Annotated in this window: 22 protein-coding genes, 1 pseudogene and 1 riboswitch; of the genes and pseudogenes, 8 read left to right on the top strand and 15 right to left on the bottom strand. The window is 62.6% G+C overall.

Annotation, left to right across the window (positions count from 1 at the left end; genetic code table 11):
- Window positions 1-25: 25 nt before the first annotated feature.
- Window positions 26-1,042, bottom strand: coding sequence for a cytochrome c oxidase subunit II (gene coxB, locus ASD12_RS01355; RefSeq protein WP_056581042.1), 1,017 nt, complete (start codon window positions 1,040-1,042; stop codon window positions 26-28).
- A 259-nt stretch (window positions 1,043-1,301) separates the two neighbouring features.
- On the opposite strand from coxB, the gene ASD12_RS01360 reads away from it, so the two are divergent.
- The 3 genes from ASD12_RS01360 to ASD12_RS01370 all read left to right on the top strand — a co-directional run bounded on the left by ASD12_RS01360 (window position 1,302) and on the right by ASD12_RS01370 (window position 4,225).
- The gene (locus tag ASD12_RS01360; protein WP_056581044.1) at window positions 1,302-1,826 is read left to right on the top strand and encodes an invasion associated locus B family protein; all 525 of its coding nucleotides are present in this window, start codon (window positions 1,302-1,304) and stop codon (window positions 1,824-1,826) included.
- A 126-nt stretch (window positions 1,827-1,952) separates the two neighbouring features.
- Complete coding sequence (gene tldD, locus ASD12_RS01365) at window positions 1,953-3,365, top strand: metalloprotease TldD (RefSeq protein ID WP_056581047.1); 1,413 nt, start codon at window positions 1,953-1,955, stop codon at window positions 3,363-3,365.
- Between the two features lie 182 nt (window positions 3,366-3,547).
- On the top strand, window positions 3,548-4,225 hold the full coding sequence (locus ASD12_RS01370; protein WP_056581910.1) for a transglutaminase-like cysteine peptidase: 678 nt from the start codon (window positions 3,548-3,550) through the stop codon (window positions 4,223-4,225).
- Between the two features lie 16 nt (window positions 4,226-4,241).
- Here the strand turns inward: ASD12_RS01370 and ASD12_RS01375 are convergent, their stop codons facing one another.
- Together ASD12_RS01375 and ASD12_RS01380 are read right to left on the bottom strand one after the other, a co-directional pair.
- Window positions 4,242-5,483: a class I SAM-dependent RNA methyltransferase gene (locus tag ASD12_RS01375; RefSeq protein WP_056581049.1), complete on the bottom strand. Its 1,242-nt coding sequence runs from the start codon at window positions 5,481-5,483 to the stop codon at window positions 4,242-4,244.
- The gene (locus tag ASD12_RS01380) at window positions 5,480-6,244 is read right to left on the bottom strand and encodes a TlyA family RNA methyltransferase (protein ID WP_056581052.1); all 765 of its coding nucleotides are present in this window, start codon (window positions 6,242-6,244) and stop codon (window positions 5,480-5,482) included. Before ASD12_RS01380 ends, ASD12_RS01375 begins: the two co-directional genes overlap by 4 nt.
- A 326-nt stretch (window positions 6,245-6,570) precedes the next feature.
- On the opposite strand from ASD12_RS01380, the gene ASD12_RS01385 reads away from it, so the two are divergent.
- Window positions 6,571-7,566, top strand: a complete 996-nt coding sequence (locus tag ASD12_RS01385; RefSeq protein ID WP_056581055.1) for a sterol desaturase family protein — start codon at window positions 6,571-6,573, stop codon at window positions 7,564-7,566.
- On the top strand, window positions 7,563-8,711 hold the full coding sequence (locus tag ASD12_RS01390; protein WP_056581058.1) for a GNAT family N-acetyltransferase: 1,149 nt from the start codon (window positions 7,563-7,565) through the stop codon (window positions 8,709-8,711). Before ASD12_RS01385 ends, ASD12_RS01390 begins: the two co-directional genes overlap by 4 nt.
- A 100-nt stretch (window positions 8,712-8,811) precedes the next feature.
- On the opposite strand, the gene ASD12_RS01395 is transcribed toward ASD12_RS01390, so the two are convergent.
- From ASD12_RS01395 to ASD12_RS01420, 6 genes are all read right to left on the bottom strand, one after another.
- Window positions 8,812-9,099, bottom strand: coding sequence for a hypothetical protein (locus tag ASD12_RS01395; RefSeq protein WP_056581061.1), 288 nt, complete (start codon window positions 9,097-9,099; stop codon window positions 8,812-8,814).
- Window positions 9,100-9,247: 148 nt separating this feature from the next.
- Window positions 9,248-11,161, bottom strand: a complete 1,914-nt coding sequence (dxs, locus tag ASD12_RS01400) for a 1-deoxy-D-xylulose-5-phosphate synthase (protein WP_056581911.1) — start codon at window positions 11,159-11,161, stop codon at window positions 9,248-9,250.
- A 143-nt stretch (window positions 11,162-11,304) separates the two neighbouring features.
- On the bottom strand, window positions 11,305-12,225 hold the full coding sequence (locus tag ASD12_RS01405; RefSeq protein ID WP_056581064.1) for a pirin family protein: 921 nt from the start codon (window positions 12,223-12,225) through the stop codon (window positions 11,305-11,307).
- A 39-nt stretch (window positions 12,226-12,264) separates the two neighbouring features.
- On the bottom strand, window positions 12,265-12,531 hold the full coding sequence (locus tag ASD12_RS01410) for a DUF2277 domain-containing protein (protein ID WP_056581067.1): 267 nt from the start codon (window positions 12,529-12,531) through the stop codon (window positions 12,265-12,267).
- 91 nt (window positions 12,532-12,622) lie between these two features.
- Window positions 12,623-12,874: an exodeoxyribonuclease VII small subunit gene (locus ASD12_RS01415; RefSeq protein ID WP_013532792.1), complete on the bottom strand. Its 252-nt coding sequence runs from the start codon at window positions 12,872-12,874 to the stop codon at window positions 12,623-12,625.
- 3 nt (window positions 12,875-12,877) lie between these two features.
- Window positions 12,878-13,804: a histone deacetylase family protein gene (locus ASD12_RS01420; RefSeq protein WP_056581070.1), complete on the bottom strand. Its 927-nt coding sequence runs from the start codon at window positions 13,802-13,804 to the stop codon at window positions 12,878-12,880.
- 121 nt (window positions 13,805-13,925) lie between these two features.
- Window positions 13,926-14,106: riboswitch (cobalamin riboswitch) on the top strand.
- A gap of 47 nt (window positions 14,107-14,153) precedes the next feature.
- Here ASD12_RS01420 and bluB point away from each other — a divergent pair.
- Window positions 14,154-14,813, top strand: a pseudogene (gene bluB, locus ASD12_RS32630) (5,6-dimethylbenzimidazole synthase); the annotation flags it as partial.
- A gap of 74 nt (window positions 14,814-14,887) precedes the next feature.
- Here the strand turns inward: bluB and ASD12_RS33895 are convergent.
- Window positions 14,888-15,871 carry a hypothetical protein gene (locus ASD12_RS33895; protein WP_056581072.1) on the bottom strand — a complete coding sequence of 328 codons (984 nt, stop codon included), beginning with the start codon at window positions 15,869-15,871 and terminating at the stop codon, window positions 14,888-14,890.
- A 93-nt stretch (window positions 15,872-15,964) separates the two neighbouring features.
- Window positions 15,965-16,552 (bottom strand): TetR/AcrR family transcriptional regulator, encoded by a 588-nt coding sequence (locus ASD12_RS01430; protein ID WP_056581075.1) that lies wholly within the window; start codon window positions 16,550-16,552, stop codon window positions 15,965-15,967.
- A gap of 84 nt (window positions 16,553-16,636) precedes the next feature.
- Here ASD12_RS01430 and ASD12_RS01435 point away from each other — a divergent pair, with 84 nt between their 5' ends.
- Entirely contained in the window at window positions 16,637-17,857 is a 1,221-nt protein-coding gene (locus ASD12_RS01435) for an MFS transporter (protein WP_056581078.1), read from the top strand.
- Window positions 17,858-17,913: 56 nt separating this feature from the next.
- On the opposite strand, the gene ribB is transcribed toward ASD12_RS01435, so the two are convergent.
- Together ribB and aroC are read right to left on the bottom strand one after the other, a co-directional pair.
- Window positions 17,914-19,014: a 3,4-dihydroxy-2-butanone-4-phosphate synthase gene (ribB, locus tag ASD12_RS01440; protein WP_056581080.1), complete on the bottom strand. Its 1,101-nt coding sequence runs from the start codon at window positions 19,012-19,014 to the stop codon at window positions 17,914-17,916.
- A gap of 76 nt (window positions 19,015-19,090) precedes the next feature.
- The gene (gene aroC, locus ASD12_RS01445) at window positions 19,091-20,206 is read right to left on the bottom strand and encodes a chorismate synthase (RefSeq protein ID WP_056581083.1); all 1,116 of its coding nucleotides are present in this window, start codon (window positions 20,204-20,206) and stop codon (window positions 19,091-19,093) included.
- Between the two features lie 178 nt (window positions 20,207-20,384).
- Between aroC and ASD12_RS01450 the strand changes: the two genes are divergently transcribed.
- On the top strand, window positions 20,385-20,645 hold the full coding sequence (locus tag ASD12_RS01450; RefSeq protein WP_056581086.1) for a DUF1344 domain-containing protein: 261 nt from the start codon (window positions 20,385-20,387) through the stop codon (window positions 20,643-20,645).
- Window positions 20,646-20,722: 77 nt separating this feature from the next.
- Here the strand turns inward: ASD12_RS01450 and ASD12_RS01455 are convergent, their stop codons facing one another.
- Window positions 20,723-21,310: a histidine phosphatase family protein gene (locus ASD12_RS01455; RefSeq protein ID WP_056581089.1), complete on the bottom strand. Its 588-nt coding sequence runs from the start codon at window positions 21,308-21,310 to the stop codon at window positions 20,723-20,725.
- A gap of 44 nt (window positions 21,311-21,354) precedes the next feature.
- Entirely contained in the window at window positions 21,355-22,173 is an 819-nt protein-coding gene (fabI, locus tag ASD12_RS01460; RefSeq protein ID WP_056581092.1) for an enoyl-ACP reductase FabI, read from the bottom strand.
- Between the last annotated feature and the right edge of the window lie 83 nt (window positions 22,174-22,256).

Consider the following 22,256-nt stretch of genomic DNA (forward strand, 5'->3'; position numbering starts at 1 on the left):
CCCTAAATCTTGCTAACCCGCGGCATCAGTTGCCGGCGGCCGCTACCTTGTTCTGGCCGTCGACCGCGGCCATCAGCGTCTTGTTGGCCCCGGGCAGATCGGTCTTGGCTGCCGCGAGCCAAGTCTTGAACTGCGCATCGGAGACGACACGGATGGCGATCGGCATGAAGGCATGGTCCTTGCCGCAGAGCTGCGAGCACTGGCCGTAATAGAGGCCTTCCTTCTCCGCCTTGAACCAGGTCTCGTTGGTGCGACCCGGAATGGCGTCGATCTTGATGCCGAACGACGGCATGGCAAAGGAGTGTATCACGTCGGTCGCGGTGACAAGCACGCGGGTCATGGTGTTGACCGGCACCACCAGCTCGTTGTCGACGGCCAGCAGACGCGGATAGACCTTCCGGTCCTCCTTGCCGGCAGCGGCGCGGTCGGTGTCCTGGAGGATCGCGGAGTTGAAGGAGAGCGTGTTCTCGGTCTGGTATTCGTAGTCCCAGTTCCACTGGTTGCCGGTCGCCTTGACGGTCAGCTTTGCTTCTTCCGGCGGCGTGTATTGCGCGGTCAGCAGTTGGAACGAGGGAATTGCGAGGCAAAGCAGGACGACGACCGGACCGACAGTCCAGATCACCTCGATCAGCGTGTTGTGGCTGGTCTTGGACGGAACCGGATTGGCGCTCGCGCGGAATCTGACGATGCAATAGGCGAGAAGGAGCAACACCAGGATGGTGATCGGGACGATGAACCACATCGTGTAGTTTCCGAACCACTCGATCTGCCGCATCATGTCGGTCGCCGGCGCCTGGAAGGTTGTCTCCCAGTCCTTGGGCTGGTCGGCATGGGCGGATGTGCCGGCGAAAAAAATGATAGCGGCACAAGCACTTAGAAACTTGGCACTTGCTAGAAACTTGGCGCTCGCCATGAAATTTCTCATCGCCCTCATCGTCTCCCAGTTTCTCGCGGCTGTACCCGCGAGAATAACGAACAATGCCGGGACGGGAATCCCGACAGTCTCAAGGTGGTTCAAACCATACTCTTTTTCCCTCCGCAAGAAAGGAGCGGACGAAACCGTGCGGCATTTTTGCGCGCAAGCCCGGATGTGCCTTTGAAGGCGGCGGCGGCGGCCCCGAATCGCCTATGCTGGGCCAACGGTGACATTCCCGCGGGCCGCGCGTGCCGAACGTCGCAATTCGGGCGAAATTGGCAGGGAAAAGCGCCGTATTGGCTTTTTCGGGGCAGACCGGCTGCGGTCTCGTCCTTTACTTGGCTTTGGCGCGGCTTAAAGTGCCGTGATTCGCAATGGAGCCGTCATGATCCCTTGGCTTTCGAGAACCTTGGCGAAGGTCATCTTTCTCGCCGCCCTGTCTGGTATCGGCCTGTCCGGCACGGCCAACGCCGCGCAACCGAGCGGCACGGTGCGCTCTACGCATGGCGCGTGGTCGATCATCTGTGACACGCCGGCCGGCGCCACCTCGGAACAATGCGTGATGATGCAGAACGTCGTGGCCGAGGACCGTCCGGAGATGGGACTGTCGGTCGTCGTGCTGCGCACCGCCGACAACAAGGCTGAGATCCTGCGCGTGCTGGCGCCGCTCGGCGTGCTTTTGCCCAACGGGCTCGGCCTCAATGTCGACGGCAAGGATATTGGCCGCGCCTATTTCGTGCGCTGCTTCCAGGACGGCTGCTATGCAGAAGTCATTCTCGAAAAGCCGCTGCTCGACACGCTGAAGACCGGCACGTCGGCCACCTTCATCGTCTTCCAGACCCCGGAAGAGGGCATCGGCATCCCGGTTGACCTCAAGGGTTTCGCCGACGGCTTCGCTGCCCTCCCCTGAGAGAAGCGACGTCGACGGTAGTCGGCGGAGCGCATTTGTCTTCGCAATGCGACGGGACGATTGTCTCGACGCGCCTTCGCGCCTACATCGTGGCAAAGACCCATTCCTCCTGTGAACGGACGCGCCATGAACAGCCTGATCGGCCAATTCGACATTTCAGACGATCGCATCAAGCAGATCGTTACCGAGACCATCAACGGCGCCGACGACGGCGAGCTGTTCCTCGAATACAGCGAGAGCGAAGCGCTGATGTTCGACAATGGCCGGCTGAAGACCGCCAACTTCAACACCGACCAGGGTTTTGGCCTGCGTGCCGTCGCCGGCGAAGCCAGCGGCTATGCCCATTCCAGCGACCTGTCCGAGGCCTCGCTGCTTCGCGCGGCCGACGCCGTTTCAACCGTCAAGGGTGGTTATTCCGGCACGCTTGCCGCGGCGCCTGCCCGCACCAACCGCCATCTCTATGGCGACGAGAACCCGATCCCCTCGCCTTCCTTCGAGGCCAAGGCAAAGCTGCTGCAGGAAATCGACGCCTGGCTGCGCGCCGAGGATCCGCGCGTTCGCCAGGTTTCGGCATCGCTTGCCGCCTCCTGGCAGCATGTCGAGATCGTGCGCGCCGACGGCCAGGTGGTGCGCGACATCCGCCCGCTGGTCCGCATCAACGTCTCTGTCGTGGTCGGCAATGGCGACCGCCAGGAGAGCGGCTCCTACGGCATGGGTGGCCGCAAGGCGTTTGGCGAGTTCCTGGTCGAGGACAGCTGGAAGCACGCCGCCAAGGAAGCGCTCAGGCAAGCCCTGGTCAATCTCGAGGCCATACCGGCGCCGGCCGGCACATTCGACATCGTGCTGTCCAGCGGCTGGCCGGGCGTCATGCTGCACGAGGCCGTCGGCCATGGGCTGGAAGGCGACTTCAATCGCAAGAAGACCTCGGCCTTCGCCGGCTTGCTGGGCCAGCAGGTCGCCGCCAAGGGGGTCACCGTCGTCGACGACGGCACCATGCCCGAGCGGCGCGGCTCGCTCACCGTCGACGACGAAGGCACGCCTTCGGCCCGCAATGTGCTGATCGAAGACGGCAAACTGGTCGGCTACATGCAGGATCGCCAGAACGCCCGGCTGATGGGCATGAAGGCGACCGGCAACGGCAGGCGCGAGGGCTACGCCCACCAGCCGATGCCACGCATGACCAATACCTACATGACATCAGGCGATATGGAGCCGGACGAAATCATCGCCTCGGTCAAGAACGGCATCTATGCCGTCTCCTTCGGCGGCGGCCAGGTCGACATCACCTCCGGCAAGTTCGTCTTCGGCTGCACTGAGGCTTACATGATCGAGAACGGCAAGGTGACACAGCCGATCAAGGGCGCCATGCTGATCGGTAACGGGCCGGACGCCATGCACCGCGTTGCGATGATCGGCAACGACATGAAGCTCGACACCGGCATCGGCATGTGCGGCAAGGCCGGACAGGGCGTGCCGGTCGGCGTCGGCCAGCCGCATTTGAGGATGAACCAGATGACGGTGGGCGGCACGCGGGTTTGAGCGCATCGTGGAGCGTATTTTGTCGGGACGGGCCCATGCTTGCGCTTTTAAGCCTGAAGCCCTGTCGGTACCTTGAAGTGAACACAATCCACGTTAGGAAATTATTAAGTGTTTAAGTGCCTGGGCTGCCTTTTGCGCACGAACGCAGCACCAGCTTCCTCGTTGCGATGGTGGTTTTGGCAATGCGGCATTCCCCAGTCCTGACTTCGTCTTTGCTGCTTGGCTTTGTTTCGTTGATTGGTGCGACATCGCTGCAAGCCAGCCCGGCGGCGGCACAGTCGACATGGTTCAAGTCGCGATCGACGCAATCTTCCGTGGATGGGTTGCGCTCTGCCGCCGTTGGTGGAAGCACCAGCGTCCCCTACGGTTGGATCGATTTCTGCCATCGCCGGCCAAAAGAGTGCAAGGTGCCCGCTCTGCCGGCCGCGAATGTCAAGCTCACTCCGCAGAAGCTGCGCATCCTCAAGCGGATAAATCACAAGGCGAACAGCTCCATCAAGCCCGTCAGCAATTTCGATCATTGGGGCACGATGGCGGACCACTGGGATTACCCCGTGGACGGCAAGGGTGACTGCAAGATCTACGCGCTCTACAAGCGCAAGCTTCTTCTGGAAGCGGGATTCCCCCGGCAGGCGCTGCTGATGACCGTGGTGCGCGACCTGGACAATGAAGGCCACACCATTCTGACGGTGAAAACCGACAAGGGCGATCTTGTCCTGGACAATCTGGTCAATGAGATCAGGCCTTGGAACGCGACCGGCTATTACTTCCTGAAACGCCAGTCGCAGCAGAACCCAAACACCTGGGTGTCAATCAACCAACGGGGCGGCACGTCGAAACGACTGTCGCCAAGCTCGTAGGAGCCGAAGCCTCCGGCTACCGCCGCCGCTTCGGCTTCTCCAGCAGCGCCACTGCCTCGACATGCGGCGACCACAGGAACTGGTCGATCGGCGTCACGCTTTTCAAGGTGTAACCGCCATCGATGAGGATGCGCAGGTCGCGAGCCAACGTCACCGGATTGCAGGACACCGCGGCGACGTACGGCACATCCGAACGGGCGATCTGCTTCGACTGGTCTTCGGCGCCCGCGCGCGGCGGGTCGAACACCACGCCATCGAAGGCATTCAATTCCTTGAACGTCAGCGGCCTGCGGAACAGGTCGCGGCGTTCGCCCGTCACCCGCTTCAGGCCGGTCGCGAAGCGCGATCCCCGGTCGAGCGCCGAAAGGGCTGCCGCATCACCCTCCACCGCATGGACTTCCGATTTCACTGCCAGCCGCAAGGCAAAGCTGCCGCAACCGGCGAAAAGATCCGCCACCTTCTTGGCACGCTTCAGATGTCCGCCGACAATATCGGCCATCGCCTGTTCCGCGGCCTCGGTTGCCTGCAGGAAGGCGCCCGGCGGAATGGCAACGGCCACGCCGCCGAACGTGACCACCGGCTTTTTGGGTTCGATGACGATCTCGTCGTCGATCGAAAGCCGGGCAAATCCCTGGGCCATGACGAAGTTGGAGGCGACCCGACGCTGGTTCTCGCCCAACTTGCCTGACTCATAGACTGCGATATCAAGGCCTGAACCGGTCACGGTGACCGTCATGCGGAACGATTTGGTGGTGGCGCAAACCAATTCGGCGAGCGCCTTCAAGCGATCGAGCGCGGCGACGATCTCCGGCAGCGAGATTGGGCATTCCTCGATGGAGATGATCTCCGGCGACAGATGGCGATGGAAGCCGAGCAGCATGCCTGTATCGGTGCGCCGGGCGGCAAGCACGACGCGGCGGCGCGTGTGCGGCGCGCAGGCGACCAGTTCGCCGATCTCGCAATCGATGCCTTTGCCCTTCAAGGTGTGCGCCACCTTTTCGCGTTTCCACTGGCGATAGGCTTCGGCTTCGAAATGCTGGAGCGCGCAACCGCCGCATTCGGTGAAATGGCGGCAGGCGGGATCGACGCGCAGCGGCGAGGCTTCCAGCACCGCCATAAGCATGGCGCGATCCCTTTCGCGCGCGGCGGTGACCGTTTCGCCGGGCAGTGTGAAGGGAATGAACAGATCGCCTGTCTCGGTCTCAGCGATGCCGTCGCCCTGGGCGCCAAGTTTCCTGATGCTGAAGCGCGCGCTCATCGGTCCTTGATCCCACCGAGCAGGAATTCGCGATTGCCGTCGCCGCCCTCGATCGGCGACAAATGCAGCCCGAGCGAGCGCCAACCGGGAACGGCGTCCAGCCAATCCTGCAGCAAGCCGGCGACACGGGAGGCGTCGTAGGGATCTTTCAACAGACCACCCTTGCCGATCGCTTCGCGACCAGCCTCGAATTGCGGCTTGACCAGAAACATGGCCTTGGCGCCAGCCTTCGCAAGGCCAAGCGCCGGTGGCATCGCCAGTTTCAGCGAAATGAAGCTGACATCGGACACAATGAAATCCGGAATACGACCGCCAAGATCGGCGGCTGTGAGATCGCGGGCGTTCAGGCCCTCTATCACCGTCACACGCGGATCGTCTCCGACATCAGGGTGCATCTGGCCACGCCCGACATCGATCGCGGTGACATGAGCAGCGCCACGCTCCAGCAGAACCTGAGTAAAGCCGCCGGTCGAGGCGCCGACGTCGAGCGCCTCGCAGCCAGCAGGATCGAGGCCGAAATGGTCGAGTCCACCGATCAGCTTGAGTGCCGCGCGCGACACATAGCCCTGCGCCGGATCGTCAATGGCAATCAGGCATTGCGGCAAAACACTCTGGCCGGGCTTGCGGGCGAGGACACCGTCGACCGTCACCGTGCCGCGTTCGACCGCGTCGCGGGCACGCGAGCGGCTGGCAAACAGCCCGCGCTGGACGAGCAGGTCGTCGAGCCGCTGGCGTGTGCTGGCTTGCAGAGGTGAATTCATCGGCCTTCATGGCGAAAGCCGACGACGATAGCAAGGGCGCCAGCCGGGCATTGAGGGAGGCATTCGTCACCCACTCCAACCATCATCCCGGCAATATTGGGCTTTGAGACGACGGTGGTTAGTTCTGTCACGCCCACATCCTGTGAAAACTACACTCGCTGAGGCGTGTGATTGCCGAAGCACGCGGCGTCGCCGTTTGCAGACCATTGTCCCGAATTCCAGAAATCTCATAGATTGTTAACCTATTTTCGTCGCATTTGCTTGAGGACTGAATGTTATGACTGCGACAGCCCGCAAGACGGGATGAAGAGGCGTCAATCTTGGAAATGGCCAGCGACATAGTCTACAAGGTGCTTGACCGGATTTCCGGCGCCGGACTGCTGGCGACCGGACTTCTGTTGCTGACCGCTTTGGCCAGCGCCCTCGTCGCCTATTGGCGCACGGTCGAGAAAAAGAGCTGGAAAGAATTCTTCGAGTTCGCGGTCCCGCACGAGGTGATCACTCATCCCTCGGCGAGGGCCGACCTTTTGTTCTGGGTAACGAGGAAGGCACTCATGCCATTCCTCATGCTGCCTGCCGGCATCGTCTTTGTCAGCGCCGTGGGCTATGCAACGAACTGGCTGCTCTCGACGCTCCTGGCGATCCAGCCGCCCCTGATCGAGGGTCCGGCAGGGCCGGTGACGGTGACCATCTTCACCATCACCATGCTGCTCGCCTACGACATTTCGTATTATCTCTATCACGTCGCCCAGCACCGCTACCCGGTGCTCTGGGAACTGCACAAGGTGCACCATTCGGCCGAGGTGATGGTCGGCATCACCAAGGACCGCGTCCACCCGCTCGACGAATTGATGAACCGCGCCTGGGACGGCGTCATTCCCGGCATCTGCTTCGGCATCTGGTCGCTGGTGTCGCTGAACCTCGTTGAGCTGACGGTCTTCGGCGTCAACGTCTACATCATACGCAACATCCTGATGATGGATTTCGTCAGGCACACGCATTTCAAGATCTCGTTTGGGCCGCTGAACAACCTGATCTTGTGCCCGCACTGGCATCAGTTGCACCACAGCACGGACCCGCGCCACTACGACAAGAACTTCGGACTGCTCTTCTCGTTCTGGGATCGGCTCTTTGGAACTCTATGCGTTCCGAGACCCGACGAGGACTTCAAATTCGGGTTAATCGAACGCAACGTGCGCGACTATCAGTCGCTCGCAGGGCTCTATATCATGCCGCTGAAGCGGATGTGGTGGCAGATCGCCAGACATTTCCGAACCGACAAGCCCGAGCCACAGCAATCCTCGCAAAGGGCCAAGCCTTGAACGGGCCCGTCGTGTGCCGGCTGCCGCGAACGCACCGGATCGAAGTTGCAACTTCGGATGCACGCCTGGCAGAGATCGCGCCCGCCTGGGCGGCGCTCTGGCAACGCGCCGGCGGCCTCGTTTTCCAGCATCCGGACTGGATCTCGGCGTGGTGGCGCACGACGCCGCATCAGGAGCGGCGCGGCCTCAGGATCGGGTTGGTCTGGAGCGACGAGCGGCTCGTGGCGGTCATTGCGCTCGCGACCTTCAGGCGCTCCGGCATCCGCGTCCTGGAATGGGCGGCGAAGGACCACTGCGATTATGGCGATGTCCTGCTTGCCCCCGATTGCGACCTGCAGATCCTGCGGCAGCTCTGGCAACGCATTCTCGACGATGGCGGCTTCGACCTTGTCTATCTGAATCGTCTTTTGCCCGATGCTCGATTGCCGGCCCTGCTCGGCTCCGCCGCCCCAGGCCACGGCACGATCTTGCAACCAAATCACCGCAGCGAGGTCAGCTATCGTGTCGCTGGCGCCTGGCAAGGCGGCGCGCAATGGTTCGAAAGCCAATCGAAAAAAGTCCGGCAAAACTATCGCCGTGGCCGCAAATTCATGGAGGAAGGCGGCGCGCTACGCTTCCGCCTGATGGAAGCGCACGAAGCCCGCGAGCCCGTGCTCGAGCGCGTCGCGGCGCTGAAGCGGCTATGGCTGGCGAAGCACGGCCGCGTTTCGGACCTCTTCGACGAAGGCTCCACCGCTCTGGCAGCGCTGGTCTCCGTGCTGGCCGGACTCGGATTGCTGCGCATCTTCGTGCTCGAACGCGAAAACGAGATCATCGCCATCTCGATCAATTTCGAGCAGCATGGAACGATGATGGCGTTCGTCACGACCTATGACCCGGCCTTCGAGCGTGCCTCGCCGGGCATGGTCCTGATGATGGATTACATCCAGTGGTCGCTTGACCGGGGCTTGACCACGGTCGATTTTCTCTGCGGCGGCGAGGATTTCAAGCGCCGCTTTGCGACGCATTCGGTGACCTTGTCATCGGTGATGGGCGGACGAAGCCTGCGCGGACGCCTCGCCGTCTTGGCCGACCGCGCCCGCCACGCCATGAAATCCTGGCGATCCGAGAAACCGGCGAAACAAGCGGTGCCGGCGGAGGAATAACCTTTTGACATCGCCTGCATGGCGGCATGGAAAGGCATCGGCCGGCAGACCGACTCCGATCATACCCTCTTAGGCAGCTCTAGGTTTACTGGCCTTCAATTTAGAAAATGGTTCGCGAAACCTGCCGTTCCACGGCGGGCGACAGACCGTCGGCCGGCTTGCCTGTTGCTTCCTCGCGTGGGCGTTCGGTCACGGCCGCTGGCGCTGCTCCCGGCACGACCACAAGCTGCGGCACCTGCTTGTAGGAAAAACCGCCGCGGATATTGCCCATCTTGCCGGCGACGATGCCCACTGCCGCCTTTTCGAGGCTGCGATCATAGCGCGTTTCGGCGACGGCCGGCGCGACGAGGACGGCGCAAAGCGCTACGCCGCACAGAAGCGTTTTCATTGTTGTTGTCTCCCTGCCTGATCAACGACTAGCAGGGCGCCGTTGAAAAACGGCCAAGAGACACGGTAAGCGAAAAGCCAAACGTTAGCGTAAACAATGCGTTAAGATCGTTGGCCGGCAAACTGATTCAAGTCTTTGAGACTTTGATTCAGGCGCGCTGGGCGTGAGTGCTGTGCCCGAGCGCGACGAAGACCGTGCGCACAATGCCGGCTGCGTCGAGCCCTGCATCGGCATACATCTTTTCCGGCTTGGCATGGTCGGTGAACGCGTCGGGCAGCACCAGCGGGCGCACCTTCAGGCCGCTTTCCAGCAGGCCTTCGTGGGCGAGGAACTGCAGTACGTGGCTGGCGAAGCCGCCGACGGCGCCTTCCTCCACCGTCACCAGAACCTCATGCGAGCGGGCCAGCCGCCGGATCAGATCCTCGTCGAGCGGCTTGGCGAAACGGGCATCGGCGACCGTGGTGGAGAGCCCGGCAGCGCCAAGCTCCTCGGCGGCGATCAGACAATCCTGCAGCCGCGTGCCGAAGGACAGCAGCGCTACCTTGGTGCCCTCCTTGACGATGCGGCCCTTGCCGATTTCGAGCACCGAGCCCCGTTCCGGCATGTCGACGCCGACGCCGTTGCCGCGCGGATAGCGGAAGGCGATCGGGCCCTCATCATAACTCGCCGCGGTGCGCACCATGTGGCGCAACTCCGCCTCGTCGGCCGCCGCCATGACGACGAAACCCGGCAAGGTCGCCAGGAAAGTGGTGTCGAAAGCGCCGCAATGGGTGGCGCCATCGGCGCCGACGAAGCCGGCGCGGTCGATGGGAAAGCGCACCGGCAATTTCTGGATGGCGACGTCGTGGACGACCTGGTCGTAGGCGCGCTGCAGGAAGGTCGAATAGATCGCCGCGAACGGCTTGTAACCTTCGGTGGCGAGGCCAGCGGCAAAGGTCACCGCGTGCTGTTCGGCAATGCCGACATCGAAAATCCGCGACGGAAACGCTTCGCCGAACAGGTCGAGGCCGGTGCCGCCCGGCATGGCGGCGGTGACGGCGACGATGCGGTCGTCTTCACGGCCCTCCTGGACCAGGCTTTCGGCAAACACTTTGGTGTAGGCCGGTGCGTTGGCCGGCGCCTTGGCTTGGGCGCCGGTGATGACGTCGAACTTGTTGACGCCGTGATACTTGTCGGCGGCGGCCTCCGCCGGCGCGTAGCCCTTGCCCTTCTGGGTGACGACATGGATCAGCACCGGGCCTTCGCCATTGTCGCGGACATTTTTCAGAACCGGGATCAGATGCTCCAGATTGTGACCGTCGATCGGGCCGATGTGATAGAAACCGAGCTCCTCGAACAGCGTGCCGCCGGTGACGTAGCCGCGTGCATGCTCGACCGCCCTTGTGATCGCACGGTCGGCCCGCTTGCCGAGGTAGGAGGTCAGTTTCTTGCCGAAATCGCGCAGGCCGACATAGGCCTTGCCCGAGGCCAAACGCGCCAGATAGGCGCTCATCGCGCCGGTTGGCGGTGCGATCGACATGTCGTTGTCGTTGAGGATGACGATCAGCCGTGCATCGAGCGCGCCGGCATTGTTCATCGCCTCATAGGCCATGCCGGCAGACATGGCGCCGTCACCGATGACGGCGATGACATTGTTGCGGCCGCCGGAGAGGTCGCGAGCAGCGGCCATGCCGAGGCCGGCCGATATCGAGGTCGAGGAGTGGGCCGCACCGAAGGGATCGTACTCGCTCTCGGCGCGGCGGGTGAAGCCGGACAGGCCGCCTTCCTGGCGCAGAGTGCGGATGCGGTCGCGGCGACCGGTCAGGATCTTGTGCGGATAGGCCTGGTGGCCAACATCCCAGATCAGCCGGTCATCGGGCGTGTTGAAGACATAGTGCAGCGCCACCGTCAGCTCGACCACGCCAAGGCCGGCACCAAGGTGGCCGCCGGTGCGGGAGACGGCGTCGATCAGTTCGGCGCGAAGCTCGGATGCCAGTTGCGGCAGGTCGCTCTCGGCAAGCGTGCGCAGGTCGGCCGGGATACGGACCTTGTCGAGAAGAGGCGTATGCGGCGTTGCGTTCACGGGTGTCAGGCTTTCGGTTGATGGGCGAAATAGGCCGCCGGCCGGCGAAAGTAAATGCGCATCAGTGACGCGGATCAGGCTGTGGCCTTTGTTCTTATGCATGTCGTTCTCCCAAAACCGGGGCCACTTTTGGGCGACATGCATTAGCTTTCCGGCAGCGGAATAAACTCTTCCTCATCTCCGGGAACGATATCGAAACGGCCCGTGTTCCATTCCTGCTTGGCCTGCTCGATGCGTTCCTTGGATGACGAGACGAAATTCCACCAGATGTAGCGCTGTGAGCCGAGCGAGGCGCCGCCAAACAGCATGAAATGCGCGCCGATCAGCGACGATACGACGATCTCGTCACCGGGCCGAAACACCAGCAGCCGTTCGGCCGGAAAGACGTCGCCTGATATCGAGACCTCGCCTTCCAGCGTGTAGATGGCGCGTTCTTCTGCATCGGCCGGGATTTTCACGCTGGCGCCGGGCGTCAGGCGCAAGTCGGCATAGAGCGTGTCGGAGTCAGCCCTGACCGGAGACCGCAATCCCTGGAAATCACCAATGACGACGCGTCCGCTGACGCCCTCTGCGTCGATCTCGGGCAGCCGTAGCGCTGCGGTGTTCTCGAACACCGGCGCCACTTCTTCCTTGCCGTCCGGCAAGGCCAGCCATGTCTGCAGGCCGGAGATCGACATCGGCGCGCCGCGCAGTTCCTCCGGCGTGCGCTCGGAATGGACGATGCCGCGGCCAGCGGTCATCAAATTCACGTCGCCGGGCTGGATGACCATTTCGGTGCCGAGTGAATCGCGATGCCGGATCTTGCCGTCGAACAGATAGGTGACGGTCGACAGACCGATATGCGGATGGGGACGGACATCCAGTGCCTGGCCGGCCCGCAGGATCGCCGGACCCATGCGGTCGAAGAAGATGAAGGGTCCGACCAGCCGCCTCTTGGCGGTCGGCAGTGCGCGGCGCACCTGGAAACCGCCAATATCCTTGGCGTTGGGGATGACCATCAATTCGATCTGGTCGCTGGCGAAGGCATCGCCGGCCTGTGGGTCGTTTCCGGGAAAGAAGCTCACGAGATCTCCTTGTCAGCGGGCAATGCCTGCTTGGCCGCGTCAGGCAAAGCGGATCGCCGCCTTTGCCCGCAGTTTGGCCGCCACCTCTTCGCGATTGCGCGGATGCTGATGGGTTTCCATGGAATCGAGCAGTTCGCGCGCCGATGCGGCAATGGCTTCGACCGCGTGGTCGAAAGCATGCTGGTTCTGCTTCGAGGGCCGCGTCGTTCCGCTCAGCTTGCGGACAAACTGAAGTGCCGCGTCCCGGACTTCGTCGTTGGTTGCGGGCGGGTCAAAATTGAACAGGGTCTTGATGTTTCTGCACATCGCTTCCGTATCTCCTCTTGTCCTGGAGCGTTTTCAATCGAGACGAGTTCTATCCTCAATCATGATCGTGTCCGTGAGACGGCTGCGTGCCTCAGTCCGCATCGAGCGGCTCCGTTCCAACCGGCTTGCCGTCACGCGACAGCCTGATCTTCTCGACCTTGTCCTCGGCGGCCTTCAGCAGCCGGTCGCAATGTGCCTTCAGCGCCTCGCCGCGCTCATAGATCCTGATCGACTGGTCGAGCGGCACGTCGCCACGCTCCAGATCATCGACGATCTTCTCCAGCGCGTCGAGTGCCTGTTCGAAGCTCATCGCCTTGACGTCTTCGTTGGTCTCACCAGCCATCATTCATCCTTTCATCAGCCGCCCGACATGGGCGGCGACCGAAAATGCCAATCCCTGCAGATCGTAGCCACCCTCAAGCAGACTGACGAGCCGGTTGCCGCTGTGGCGCGCGGCGCTCTGCATCAGCTGGCCGGTCGCCCAGTCGAAATCATCCTCGGTCAGGTTGATCTCGGCCAGCGGGTCGCGGTGGTGCGCGTCGAACCCGGCCGAAATGATGATCAGGTCGGGCGCGAAATTATCGAGCGCCGGCAGCACGCGCGACAGGAAGGCATCGCGAAAAACCTCACTGCCGGTCTGCGGCGCCAGCGGCGCGTTGACGATGTTGCCGGCGCCGGTTTCGCTTTTTGCCCCGGTGCCGGGGTAAAGCGGCATCTGGTGCGTCGAGCAATAGAGCACCGACGGATCGTCCCAGAAAATATCCTGCGTGCCGTTGCCGTGATGCACGTCCCAGTCGACGACGGCAACGCGCTCGACACCGTGTTTCTTCTGCGCATAACGCGCCGCGACCGCCGCTGTGTTGAACAGGCAGAAGCCCATGGCCGTGGTCTTTTCGGCATGGTGGCCGGGCGGCCGGGCGGCGACGAAAACGTTGTCGGCGCGGCCTGAAAAGACGTCGTCAACGGCGGCGTTGGCGGCACCGATCGCGGTGATCGCCGCCTGCCAGCTCTTCGGGCTGACTGACGTGTCGGCGTCGATGCGCGCGATCCCTTCGTCGGGAATGGCGGCGCGAACGCGGGCGACGAAATCGGCGGGATGCGCATAGAGGATGGTGGCCTCGTCGCCTTCCGGTGCCTGGACGCGATCGAGCCCGGCAAAGGCTTCGTCATCGAGCACGCGCTCGATGGCGCGCAAGCGGTCCGGCCGCTCGGGATGGCCGGGCGGCGTGAGGTGCTCGAGGAAGATCGGATGGGTGTAGAGACGAGTGGCCATCGTCCTAATCTAGTGACCCGGATCGACAAAGGCCATGCGCAGGCGGCCGATGACTGGGGAAAATCACGCCTGCGTCCATTCGTGTCGCTGCGGGCATTGGCGTCCTCCGCTCTTCAGCGTAAGGTCCCCGGCACTGCCTGGTGCCCGCCACAAGCGGGAGAATCGGGAACACGGTTGAATTCCGTGGCGTGCCCAACGCTGTAAGGGGGACCGCGCCGGTAAATGCCACTGTCGATGACGGGAAGGCACCGGACGCGGGTTGATCCCGAGCCAGAAGACCGGCCTGGCAGGCATCGTCATCCGCATGGTCAGGCGGATGGCATCGATAGCAATCGCAAGGGGACAAGCGATGCCGGAGCACATGACCACTGCCATTGACGATGGGTTTGACAAGAAAGCGCGCGATGCGGTCTATCGCGCCATGTTCACGCGGCGTGACGTGCGCAGCCATTTCCTGCCCACCGCGCTCGACGATGAGGTGCTGGCGCGGCTGCTGCTTGCCGCTCATCATGCGCCGTCGGTCGGCTTCATGCAGCCTTGGAACTTCATCGTCATTCGCGATGCCGGGCGGCGGGAAAAGGTGCGCGATCTTTTCCTGGCTGCGCGCGAGCAGGAACTGCCCGCCATTGAGGAAGAGCGCCAGGCGCTCTACCGCAAGCTCAAGCTGGAAGGCATCTGCGAAAGCGCGCTCAACATCTGCATCACCTGCGACCGGCAGCGTTCGAAGGGCTCGCCGCTGGGCCGCTTGCACAATCCGGAGATGGACCTCTACAGCACGGTCTGCGCGGTGCAGAATTTCTGGCTGGCGGCTCGCGCCGAAGGCGTCGGTGTCGGCTGGGTCAGCATCATCGAGGCGCAGGCGCTGAAAAGCCTGCTGTCGATTCCCGATCATGTGACGCCGGTCGCCTATCTCTGCGTCGGCCGTGTTTCCGAGTTCGCGCCGAGACCGGATCTCGAAACGCATGGATGGGGAAGGCGGCTGCCGCTGCCGGAGTTGATCATGAGCGAGATCTTTTGCGGCCAAGGTGAGGTGCCGCTGAAGTCAACCGTGGCGCGTCTCAACGCTGTCGATGCCGCACCGGATCAGCGTGTCGCGCCGGCCGTGCCCCAGCGCGAGCCGCCGAAGGAGGCCAGCGCCTTGTCCTTGAGCTCCCTGAACTTCGACGACGCCTCGGCCAGCCGGGCGTCCCAGGCCGGATCTGGCACCTGGCCCGCGATGGTCTTGAAATAGACCTGCATCAGGCAGGCGATGGCGAAAGGCTCGATGAACGCCGCCTTGAAGGCCCAGGCGAAGACGATAGCGAGCACGAAGGCCCAACCGGCGAGTTGGCCAGGCATCAGGAAGAGAATGGCGCCGGCGGGCGCCAGCATCAGCAGGAAGATGACGAAGGACACGCCCCACATGATGACCGCCAGCCAGACGGCGTTCTTGACCATGACCTTGCCGTTCTGGGCATAAAGCATGACGCCTTGGCGCGCCGTCTCGAACGGCGAGGCTGAATTGATGCGGATGTTGTAGCCGAGGATGATCTCGTCGACATAGGTCAGCGACAGGCGGATCACCGTGTTGATGAAGGAGACCAGGCCGCTCAGGCCCGGAATCGGCAGGAAGGCGGCGATGCCGCCGAGCAGGCCTGTGATGGCGCGGATGGCTCCCTTGACCAGCTGGTCGACGACGAAAAGGATGTTGGCCTCGGCAAAACGCTGGGTCACGATGTCCTTGGCGTAGGCAATCTGGTCCTGGCCACCGGGAATGTCGCGGCCGTCGATCAGATGGACCATGACGGCGATGTGACCGGCCTTGACGACATAGAGGATGTATTCGCGGATCCAGTAGACGGCGATCGAGACAATGCCGAAGCCGACCACGCCGCCCCACAGGGCAAAGGACAGCGGCCCGTCGGGATCGGTGGAGATATGGCCGACGCCGTAGCCGACGGAGGCGCCGGTGCCGGTCGCCATGATGTAGGCCAGCGTGATGCCGAAATACACGATCATGCGAAAGACAATGAACGGCCAGGTCCGCATCATGATGGACACCGACCTGCCGATATCGAAATCCCACATGCCCCGAATCTCCCCTCAGAGATGGTGGCAGAGGATGAACTCAACCCGGCGATTGTCAATTGCCGGACATGGCGCCGGGCCACCGATGGGAGTTCAGCTCGATTGCGGACCCGGCTTCTTGAGCAGGCCTTCGAGCAGTTGCTTGAACGCCGTCACCACCTTTTCCGACGTCGCTTCGGGGTCGTTCGAATTGGCGATCCGTTGCGCCGCCTGACTGCTCGCCCCGTTGATCAGCCGCGAGGCCGTCTCGGGGTCGAGTCTGGAGACGACAACCCCCTCCTCCTGCAGCGTCGTCAGATGGCCGGTCATTGAAGCGATGCACGCATTGGCATTCGGCCATTGCGCGGGATCCCCCAGAACCGCCGGGCCATCGCGGAACATGATGCGCTGGATTTCCGGCTCCAGCGCCATCTCGATATAGGTCGTGCATTCGTCGACGAAACGCTGCCAGCGGGTCGGTGCTCTTGCCGCCACTTCGTTCACGCGCGCCGCCATCTCTCCGTCGATTTCGGCGATGACTGCCTGCAGCAATCCCTTCTTGTCGCCAAAATGATGATAGAGCGCGCCGCGCGTCAACCCGGCCGAGGCGGTGAAATCATCCATCGAGGCTTCGGCGTAGCCGATCGTGCCGAAAGCATGGCGGGCCGCCGCGATCAGCTTGGCGCGCGTCTCGGCAATCATCTCCTTGCGGGGGACGTATGCTCTATCTAACAATCATACGCTTCGTATGTAATTGTCGAATCGTCCTTTGTCGAGGAACCACCCATGCAAAATCCCTATTCGGAAATCTTTCGTGCCCCGGGAGCAAAGGGCTTTGCAGCCGCCGGGTTCATCGCGCGCCTGCCGATCGCCATGGCCCCAATCGGCATCGTGGCGATGCTGTCGCAGACGCGTGGTGAATACTGGCTAGCTGGCGCCGTCTCCGCGACATACGCGCTGGCCAACGCTTTCGTCGCGCCGCAGATATCGAGACTGGTGGATCGCCTGGGTCAGACACGGATCGTGGTGCCGACCACCATCATTTCCGTGCTGGCTTTCGCCGTCCTGATAGCGGCGGCCAATCAGGACTGGCCGGTATGGACGTTGTTCGTGTCGGCGTTTCTGGCCGCCGCCATGCCCAGCATGCCGGCAATGGTGCGTGCGCGCTGGACCGAGATTTTCCGCGGGCGGTCGCAGATGAACACCGCCTTCGCCTTCGAGTCGGCTGCGGACGAGCTGGTCTATATTGCCGGTGCGTCGCTTTCGGTGGGTTTGAGTGCCGCCCTGTTCCCGGAAGCTGGTGTCCTGGTCAGCACGCTATTCCTCGCCCTTGGCTCGACAGCCTTCATCCTGCAGCGTTCGACCGAACCGCAAGTGCGGCCGGTCAATCATGTCTCGAGCGGCTCGGCAATCCGGCTCAGGCCGGTGCAGATCATTACCTTTGCCCTGATCTTCATCGGCGCGACCTTCGCGACGACGGAAGTGAGCACGGTGGCAATCACCAAGGAACTCGGCCAGCCGGGCGCCGCGAGCCTCGTCATCGGCGTTTATGCGCTGGGATCGTTCGTGCTCGGCCTCGTCGTCGGCGCGCTCAGCCTGAAGGCGCCGCTGCAACGCCAGCTGGCCATCGCAGTCGCCCTCGTCGCGCTCGGCACGCTGCTGCCGCTCACCGCCGACACCGTGCCACTGCTGGCGCTGACCGTGTTCATCAGCGGTGTGGCGATCTCGCCGACCTTCATCACCGCCTTCGGCCTGATCGAGCGGCACGTGCCGGAGGCGATGCTGACCGAAGGCATCACCTGGGTCATGACCGGCATCGGCATCGGCATGGCGCTCGGCTCCTTCGCCGCTGGTGCCGTGGTGGATGCGTTCGGCGCCCAGAACGGGTTCTGGGTCTCGGTGGCTTCAGGCACAATCGCCCTGGCCACCGTGCTGCTTGGCCAGCGCAGCCTTGCCACTCACCAATGCGAACTGGATGGATGCGAAGCGGCAATCCCGGCCGAGTGATAGCCGGGGTATGTTGAGATTCGGGTCAGGCCGGCCTCACCTGAATATCGACATACCTAGAGTATCTCGGTCTTCGCGATATGGATGCCAAAACCTTCGAGGCCGACATAGTGGCGTTCGCGCGAGGCGATCAGGTTGATCGAGGAAATGCCGAGATCCTTGAGTATCTGCGCGCCGAGCCCGATCTCGCGCCACTCGTTTTCGCGGCGGCGGGCCTCTTCATGATCCTCACGATCGCCGCTCGTCGGCCGCTTGCGCTCCTGATGGGCGACGCCGACGGAGCCTTCGCGCAGATAGACGATGACGCCACGCCTGCGCTCGCCCATCGACTTCATGATGCCGTCGAGCCGGTGGCTGGTGCCGAAGACATCCGTCACCACATCCTCGGAATGCAGGCGCACCGGCACGTCCTCGCCGTCGCGGATGTCGCCGAAGACGATGGCGACGTGATGCATGGAGTCCCAGGGCAGCGTGTAGGTGAAGACCTGCGCCTTGCCGCCCAGCGTGTCGATTTCGGAGCAGGCGACGCGCTCGACCAGTGTTTCCTTGCGCTGCCGGTAGGCAATGAGGTCGGCGACCGAGATCTGCTTCAGGCCATGCTCCTCGGCGAAAGCCTGCACCTGCGGACCGCGCTTGACGGTGCCGTCATCGTTGACCAACTCGGAAATGACGCCGACCGGCGGCAGGCCGGCGAGCTTGCAGAGATCGACCGCGGCCTCGGTATGACCAGAGCGCATCAGCACCCCGCCCTCGCGCGCAATCAGCGGGAAGATGTGGCCAGGCCGGACGAAATCCGAGCCGCCGACATTGCCGTTGGCAAGATTTCGAACAGTCAGCGTGCGGTCCTCGGCCGAAATGCCGGTGGTGGTGCCATGCTTGAAATCGACGCTGACGGTGAAGGCGGTGGTGTGGGCGGAGTCGTTGTCGGCGACCATCGGCGCGAGGTTCAGCCGCTTGGCTTCCTCGCGCGGCATCGGCGTGCAGACGATGCCGGAGGTGTGGCGAACGATGAACGCCATTTTTTCCGGCGTGCAGTGGACGGCGGCGACAATCAGATCGCCCTCGTTCTCGCGCCCGTCATCATCCATGACGACGACGATCTCGCCGCGTTCGAAAGCGCGCAGGGCTTCGACGATTTTCTTCTGGTCGTAAGGCATGAACGCTCGCTTCGCTCGCAGGGAATAGGGAGTAGGCAGTAGGGAAAGAAAAAAGGCTGTATCGTGGGCCTACTGTCTATTCCCTACTGCCTATTCCCTTCCCTGTCTGTCCTCGATGCCGCAGATAGTGATCGGCGATCACGCAGGCAACCATTGCCTCGCCGATCGGCACGGCGCGGATGCCGACGCATGGGTCGTGGCGGCCCTTGGTCATGATCTCGACGTCCTTGCCGTCCTTGTCGATCGACTTTCGCGGCGTCAGGATCGACGAGGTCGGCTTGACGGCGAAACGGGCGACGATTGCCTGACCGGTCGAGATCCCGCCCAGGATGCCGCCGGCATTGTTGGACAGGAACACCGGCTTGCCGTCATTGCCGATGCGCATCTCGTCGGCATTCTGCTCGCCTGTGATGCGGGCGGCCTCGAAGCCGTTGCCGATCTCGACGCCCTTGACGGCATTGATCGACATCAGGCCAGAGGCGATGTCCTGGTCGAGCTTGGCATAGATCGGCGCGCCGAGGCCGGCCGGAACGCCGTCGGCGACGATCTCGATCACCGCGCCGACCGAGGAGCCCGCCTTGCGGATGCCGTCGAGATACCGCGTGAAGGTGGGAACGGAGGCCGGATCCGGGGTGAAGAACGGATTTTCCGCATCGCCGATGAAATTCCAGTTCCAGTTGGCGCGGTCGATGGATTTTTCGCCCATCGACACCAGCGCGCCGCGCACCACCACGCCGGGCACCACCTTGCGGGCCAAAGCACCGGCTGCCACTCTAGCTGCCGTCTCGCGGGCCGAGGAGCGGCCGCCGCCACGATAATCGCGCACGCCGTATTTGACGTCATAGGTGTAATCGGCATGGCCGGGCCGGTATTGGTGGGCGATCTCGCCATAATCCTTTGAGCGTTGGTCGACATTCTCGATCAGCATCGACACCGGCGTGCCGGTGGTGATCATCGTCTCGCCGTCCTCGTCGAGGATGAAGCCTGACAGGATCTTGACCTCGTCAGGTTCGCGACGCTGCGTCACGAAACGTGACTGGCCCGGCCGGCGCTTGTCGAGCTCGGTCTGAATCTCGTCGCGCGTAAAGCGGATGCCTGGCGGACAGCCGTCAACCACGCAGCCGAGCGACGGGCCATGGCTTTCGCCCCAGGTGGTGACGCGGAAAAGGTGGCCGAACGTGTTGTGAGACATGAAATGACCCTGCCCGGCAGCGGAGCCGGCTCAAGGTTGCCTTCTATTGGCGTTTTTCATAGGGGTCAAACTGTGATCTGCCGGATTTAGTTTTGACACATTCGGTTGGTTTCTGCTCTGCTCTATCCGCCGTTGAACGGCCGCCGCCATGCCGGTGCAATGATAAAGAGGAACGATTATGCGTACCCTGATTGGCGCCGTTGCCGCCACACTGCTGCTTTCCACTGCCGCTTTCGCCGGCCAGACCGAAGGCCTGATCAAAAAAGTCGACAAGGACACGGCGACGCTGACGCTGGATGACGGCAAGTCCTACAAGCTGAACGCCGAGACCGATCTCGACGCGCTGAAGCCGGGCATGGACATCGTCATCGCCTACGATGTGACCAATGGTGAAAACGTCATCACCGACATGGAACTTCCGGACAGCTCGGCCAATTAGAAGCTTCCGGCCTCAATTGAATGCAGTGTTTGCGGTTCAGTTTTCGCTGAGCCAATCTAACCAATTGTTCTTGCAGCCTAAAGCCACTCGAGGCTCTTGCCGTCGAGCTTAAGCAAGCGATCCTGTGGTATTTCCAGGTTTGCTGCCTCGTTCTCGGCCAGTCCCAGAACGAAGCGAAACAAGGTGCGCATGACGCCGCCATGCGCCACGCAGATCGTCTGGCGTTCTATCGCGTCGAACCAGGGCTTCACCCGTACGAGCAGCATCTGATAACTCTCGGCGCCTTCACCGGGCGGCTGAAAGTTCCATTTGTCCCGAGCGCGTGTCTTGCGCGCTCCGGGATACCGTGTCTCGAGCTCGGCAAAGGTAAATCCCTGCCAATCGCCGAAATTGACTTCGACCAGGCGAGGATCGGTTCGATAGGCATCCGGATCGAGCTTCATCGCGGCGCGGATGCGCTGCATCGTTTCGCGCGTCCGTCGCATCGGGCTGGCGACGAAATCAAAATCCTCGGGATTTTGGATCAACTCGGCCAACTGGCGACCGTTGCCGGTCGCCTGATCGCGGCCAAGCGCATTGAGGTCGGTGTCGGCCTGCCCCTGAAGCCGGGCTTCGGCATTCCACGCGGTCTGGCCGTGGCGCACGATATAAACCAGCGGGTACATCAGGTCTTCCGGATGGAGCGGGACGGACGACGGTTTGGTGGATGTTATTCCTTGACCGTCGAAATGTCCGGCGCGTCGACCGCCTTCATGCCGACGACGTGGTAGCCCGAATCGACGTGATGCACTTCACCGGTGACGCCGCGCGACAGGTCGGACAGGAAATAGACGCCGGAATCGCCGACTTCCTCCTGTGTCACCGTCTGCTTCAGCGGCGAATTGTATTCGTTCCACTTCAGGATGTAGCGGAAATCGCCGATGCCGGAGGCGGCCAGCGTCTTGATCGGGCCGGCCGAGATGGCGTTGACGCGGATCTTCTTGGCGCCGAGGTCGACGGCAAGGTAGCGCACGCTCGCCTCGAGCGCCGCCTTGGCAACGCCCATGACGTTGTAGTGCGGCATCACCTTTTCGGCGCCGTAATAGGTCAGCGTCAGCAACGAGCCACCATTGGTCATCAGCGCCTCGGCGCGCTTGGCAATGGTGGTGAAAGAATAGACCGAAATGTCCATGGTGCGCAGGAAATTGTCGCGCGTCGTTTCGACATAACGGCCGGTCAGCTCGTCCTTGTCGGAGAAGGCGATGGCGTGGACAAGGAAATCAAGCTTGCCCCAATGCCTGGCGACATTGGCGAAAACCTCGTCCAGACTCGCCGGATCGGTGACGTCGCAATGGCCAGCGACAAAGGCGCCCAGTTCCGCCGCCAGCGGCTCGACGCGCTTCTTGAACGCCTCGCCCTGATAGGTCAGCGCGATCTCGGCGCCATGGTCAACGCACGACTTGGCGATGCCATAGGCGATCGATCTGTTGTTGGCGACGCCAAGAATAAGGCCGCGCTTGCCGGCCATCAGGCCCTGTCCACCCGCCATGTGAGCGCTCTCCGCAAGATTTTTCTGCTTTGTGGAGTGCCCTATCGCACAGGCACAGAGCCCCTTCAAGCGCTCAAACCGGA

The sequence above is a fragment of the Mesorhizobium sp. Root102 genome (assembly GCF_001425625.1).
In the GTDB taxonomy this organism is placed as follows: Bacteria; Pseudomonadota; Alphaproteobacteria; order Rhizobiales; family Rhizobiaceae; genus Mesorhizobium.

Coding starts and splice junctions, on each gene's coding strand:
- ASD12_RS01360 (WP_056581044.1), top strand. CDS start 1,302: ATGATCCCTTGGCTTTCGAGAACCTTGGCGAAGGTCATCTTTCTCGCC.
- tldD (WP_056581047.1), top strand. CDS start 1,953: ATGAACAGCCTGATCGGCCAATTCGACATTTCAGACGATCGCATCAAG.
- ASD12_RS01370 (WP_056581910.1), top strand. CDS start 3,548: ATGCGGCATTCCCCAGTCCTGACTTCGTCTTTGCTGCTTGGCTTTGTT.
- ASD12_RS01375 (WP_056581049.1), bottom strand. CDS start 5,483: ATGAGCGCGCGCTTCAGCATCAGGAAACTTGGCGCCCAGGGCGACGGC.
- ASD12_RS01380 (WP_056581052.1), bottom strand. CDS start 6,244: ATGAATTCACCTCTGCAAGCCAGCACACGCCAGCGGCTCGACGACCTG.
- ASD12_RS01385 (WP_056581055.1), top strand. CDS start 6,571: ATGGCCAGCGACATAGTCTACAAGGTGCTTGACCGGATTTCCGGCGCC.
- ASD12_RS01395 (WP_056581061.1), bottom strand. CDS start 9,099: ATGAAAACGCTTCTGTGCGGCGTAGCGCTTTGCGCCGTCCTCGTCGCG.
- ASD12_RS01410 (WP_056581067.1), bottom strand. CDS start 12,531: ATGTGCAGAAACATCAAGACCCTGTTCAATTTTGACCCGCCCGCAACC.
- ASD12_RS01415 (WP_013532792.1), bottom strand. CDS start 12,874: ATGGCTGGTGAGACCAACGAAGACGTCAAGGCGATGAGCTTCGAACAG.
- ASD12_RS01420 (WP_056581070.1), bottom strand. CDS start 13,804: ATGGCCACTCGTCTCTACACCCATCCGATCTTCCTCGAGCACCTCACG.
- ASD12_RS33895 (WP_056581072.1), bottom strand. CDS start 15,871: ATGTGGGATTTCGATATCGGCAGGTCGGTGTCCATCATGATGCGGACC.
- ASD12_RS01430 (WP_056581075.1), bottom strand. CDS start 16,552: ATGATTGCCGAGACGCGCGCCAAGCTGATCGCGGCGGCCCGCCATGCT.
- ASD12_RS01435 (WP_056581078.1), top strand. CDS start 16,637: ATGCAAAATCCCTATTCGGAAATCTTTCGTGCCCCGGGAGCAAAGGGC.
- ribB (WP_056581080.1), bottom strand. CDS start 19,014: ATGCCTTACGACCAGAAGAAAATCGTCGAAGCCCTGCGCGCTTTCGAA.
- aroC (WP_056581083.1), bottom strand. CDS start 20,206: ATGTCTCACAACACGTTCGGCCACCTTTTCCGCGTCACCACCTGGGGC.
- ASD12_RS01450 (WP_056581086.1), top strand. CDS start 20,385: ATGCGTACCCTGATTGGCGCCGTTGCCGCCACACTGCTGCTTTCCACT.
- ASD12_RS01455 (WP_056581089.1), bottom strand. CDS start 21,310: ATGTACCCGCTGGTTTATATCGTGCGCCACGGCCAGACCGCGTGGAAT.
- fabI (WP_056581092.1), bottom strand. CDS start 22,173: ATGGCGGGTGGACAGGGCCTGATGGCCGGCAAGCGCGGCCTTATTCTT.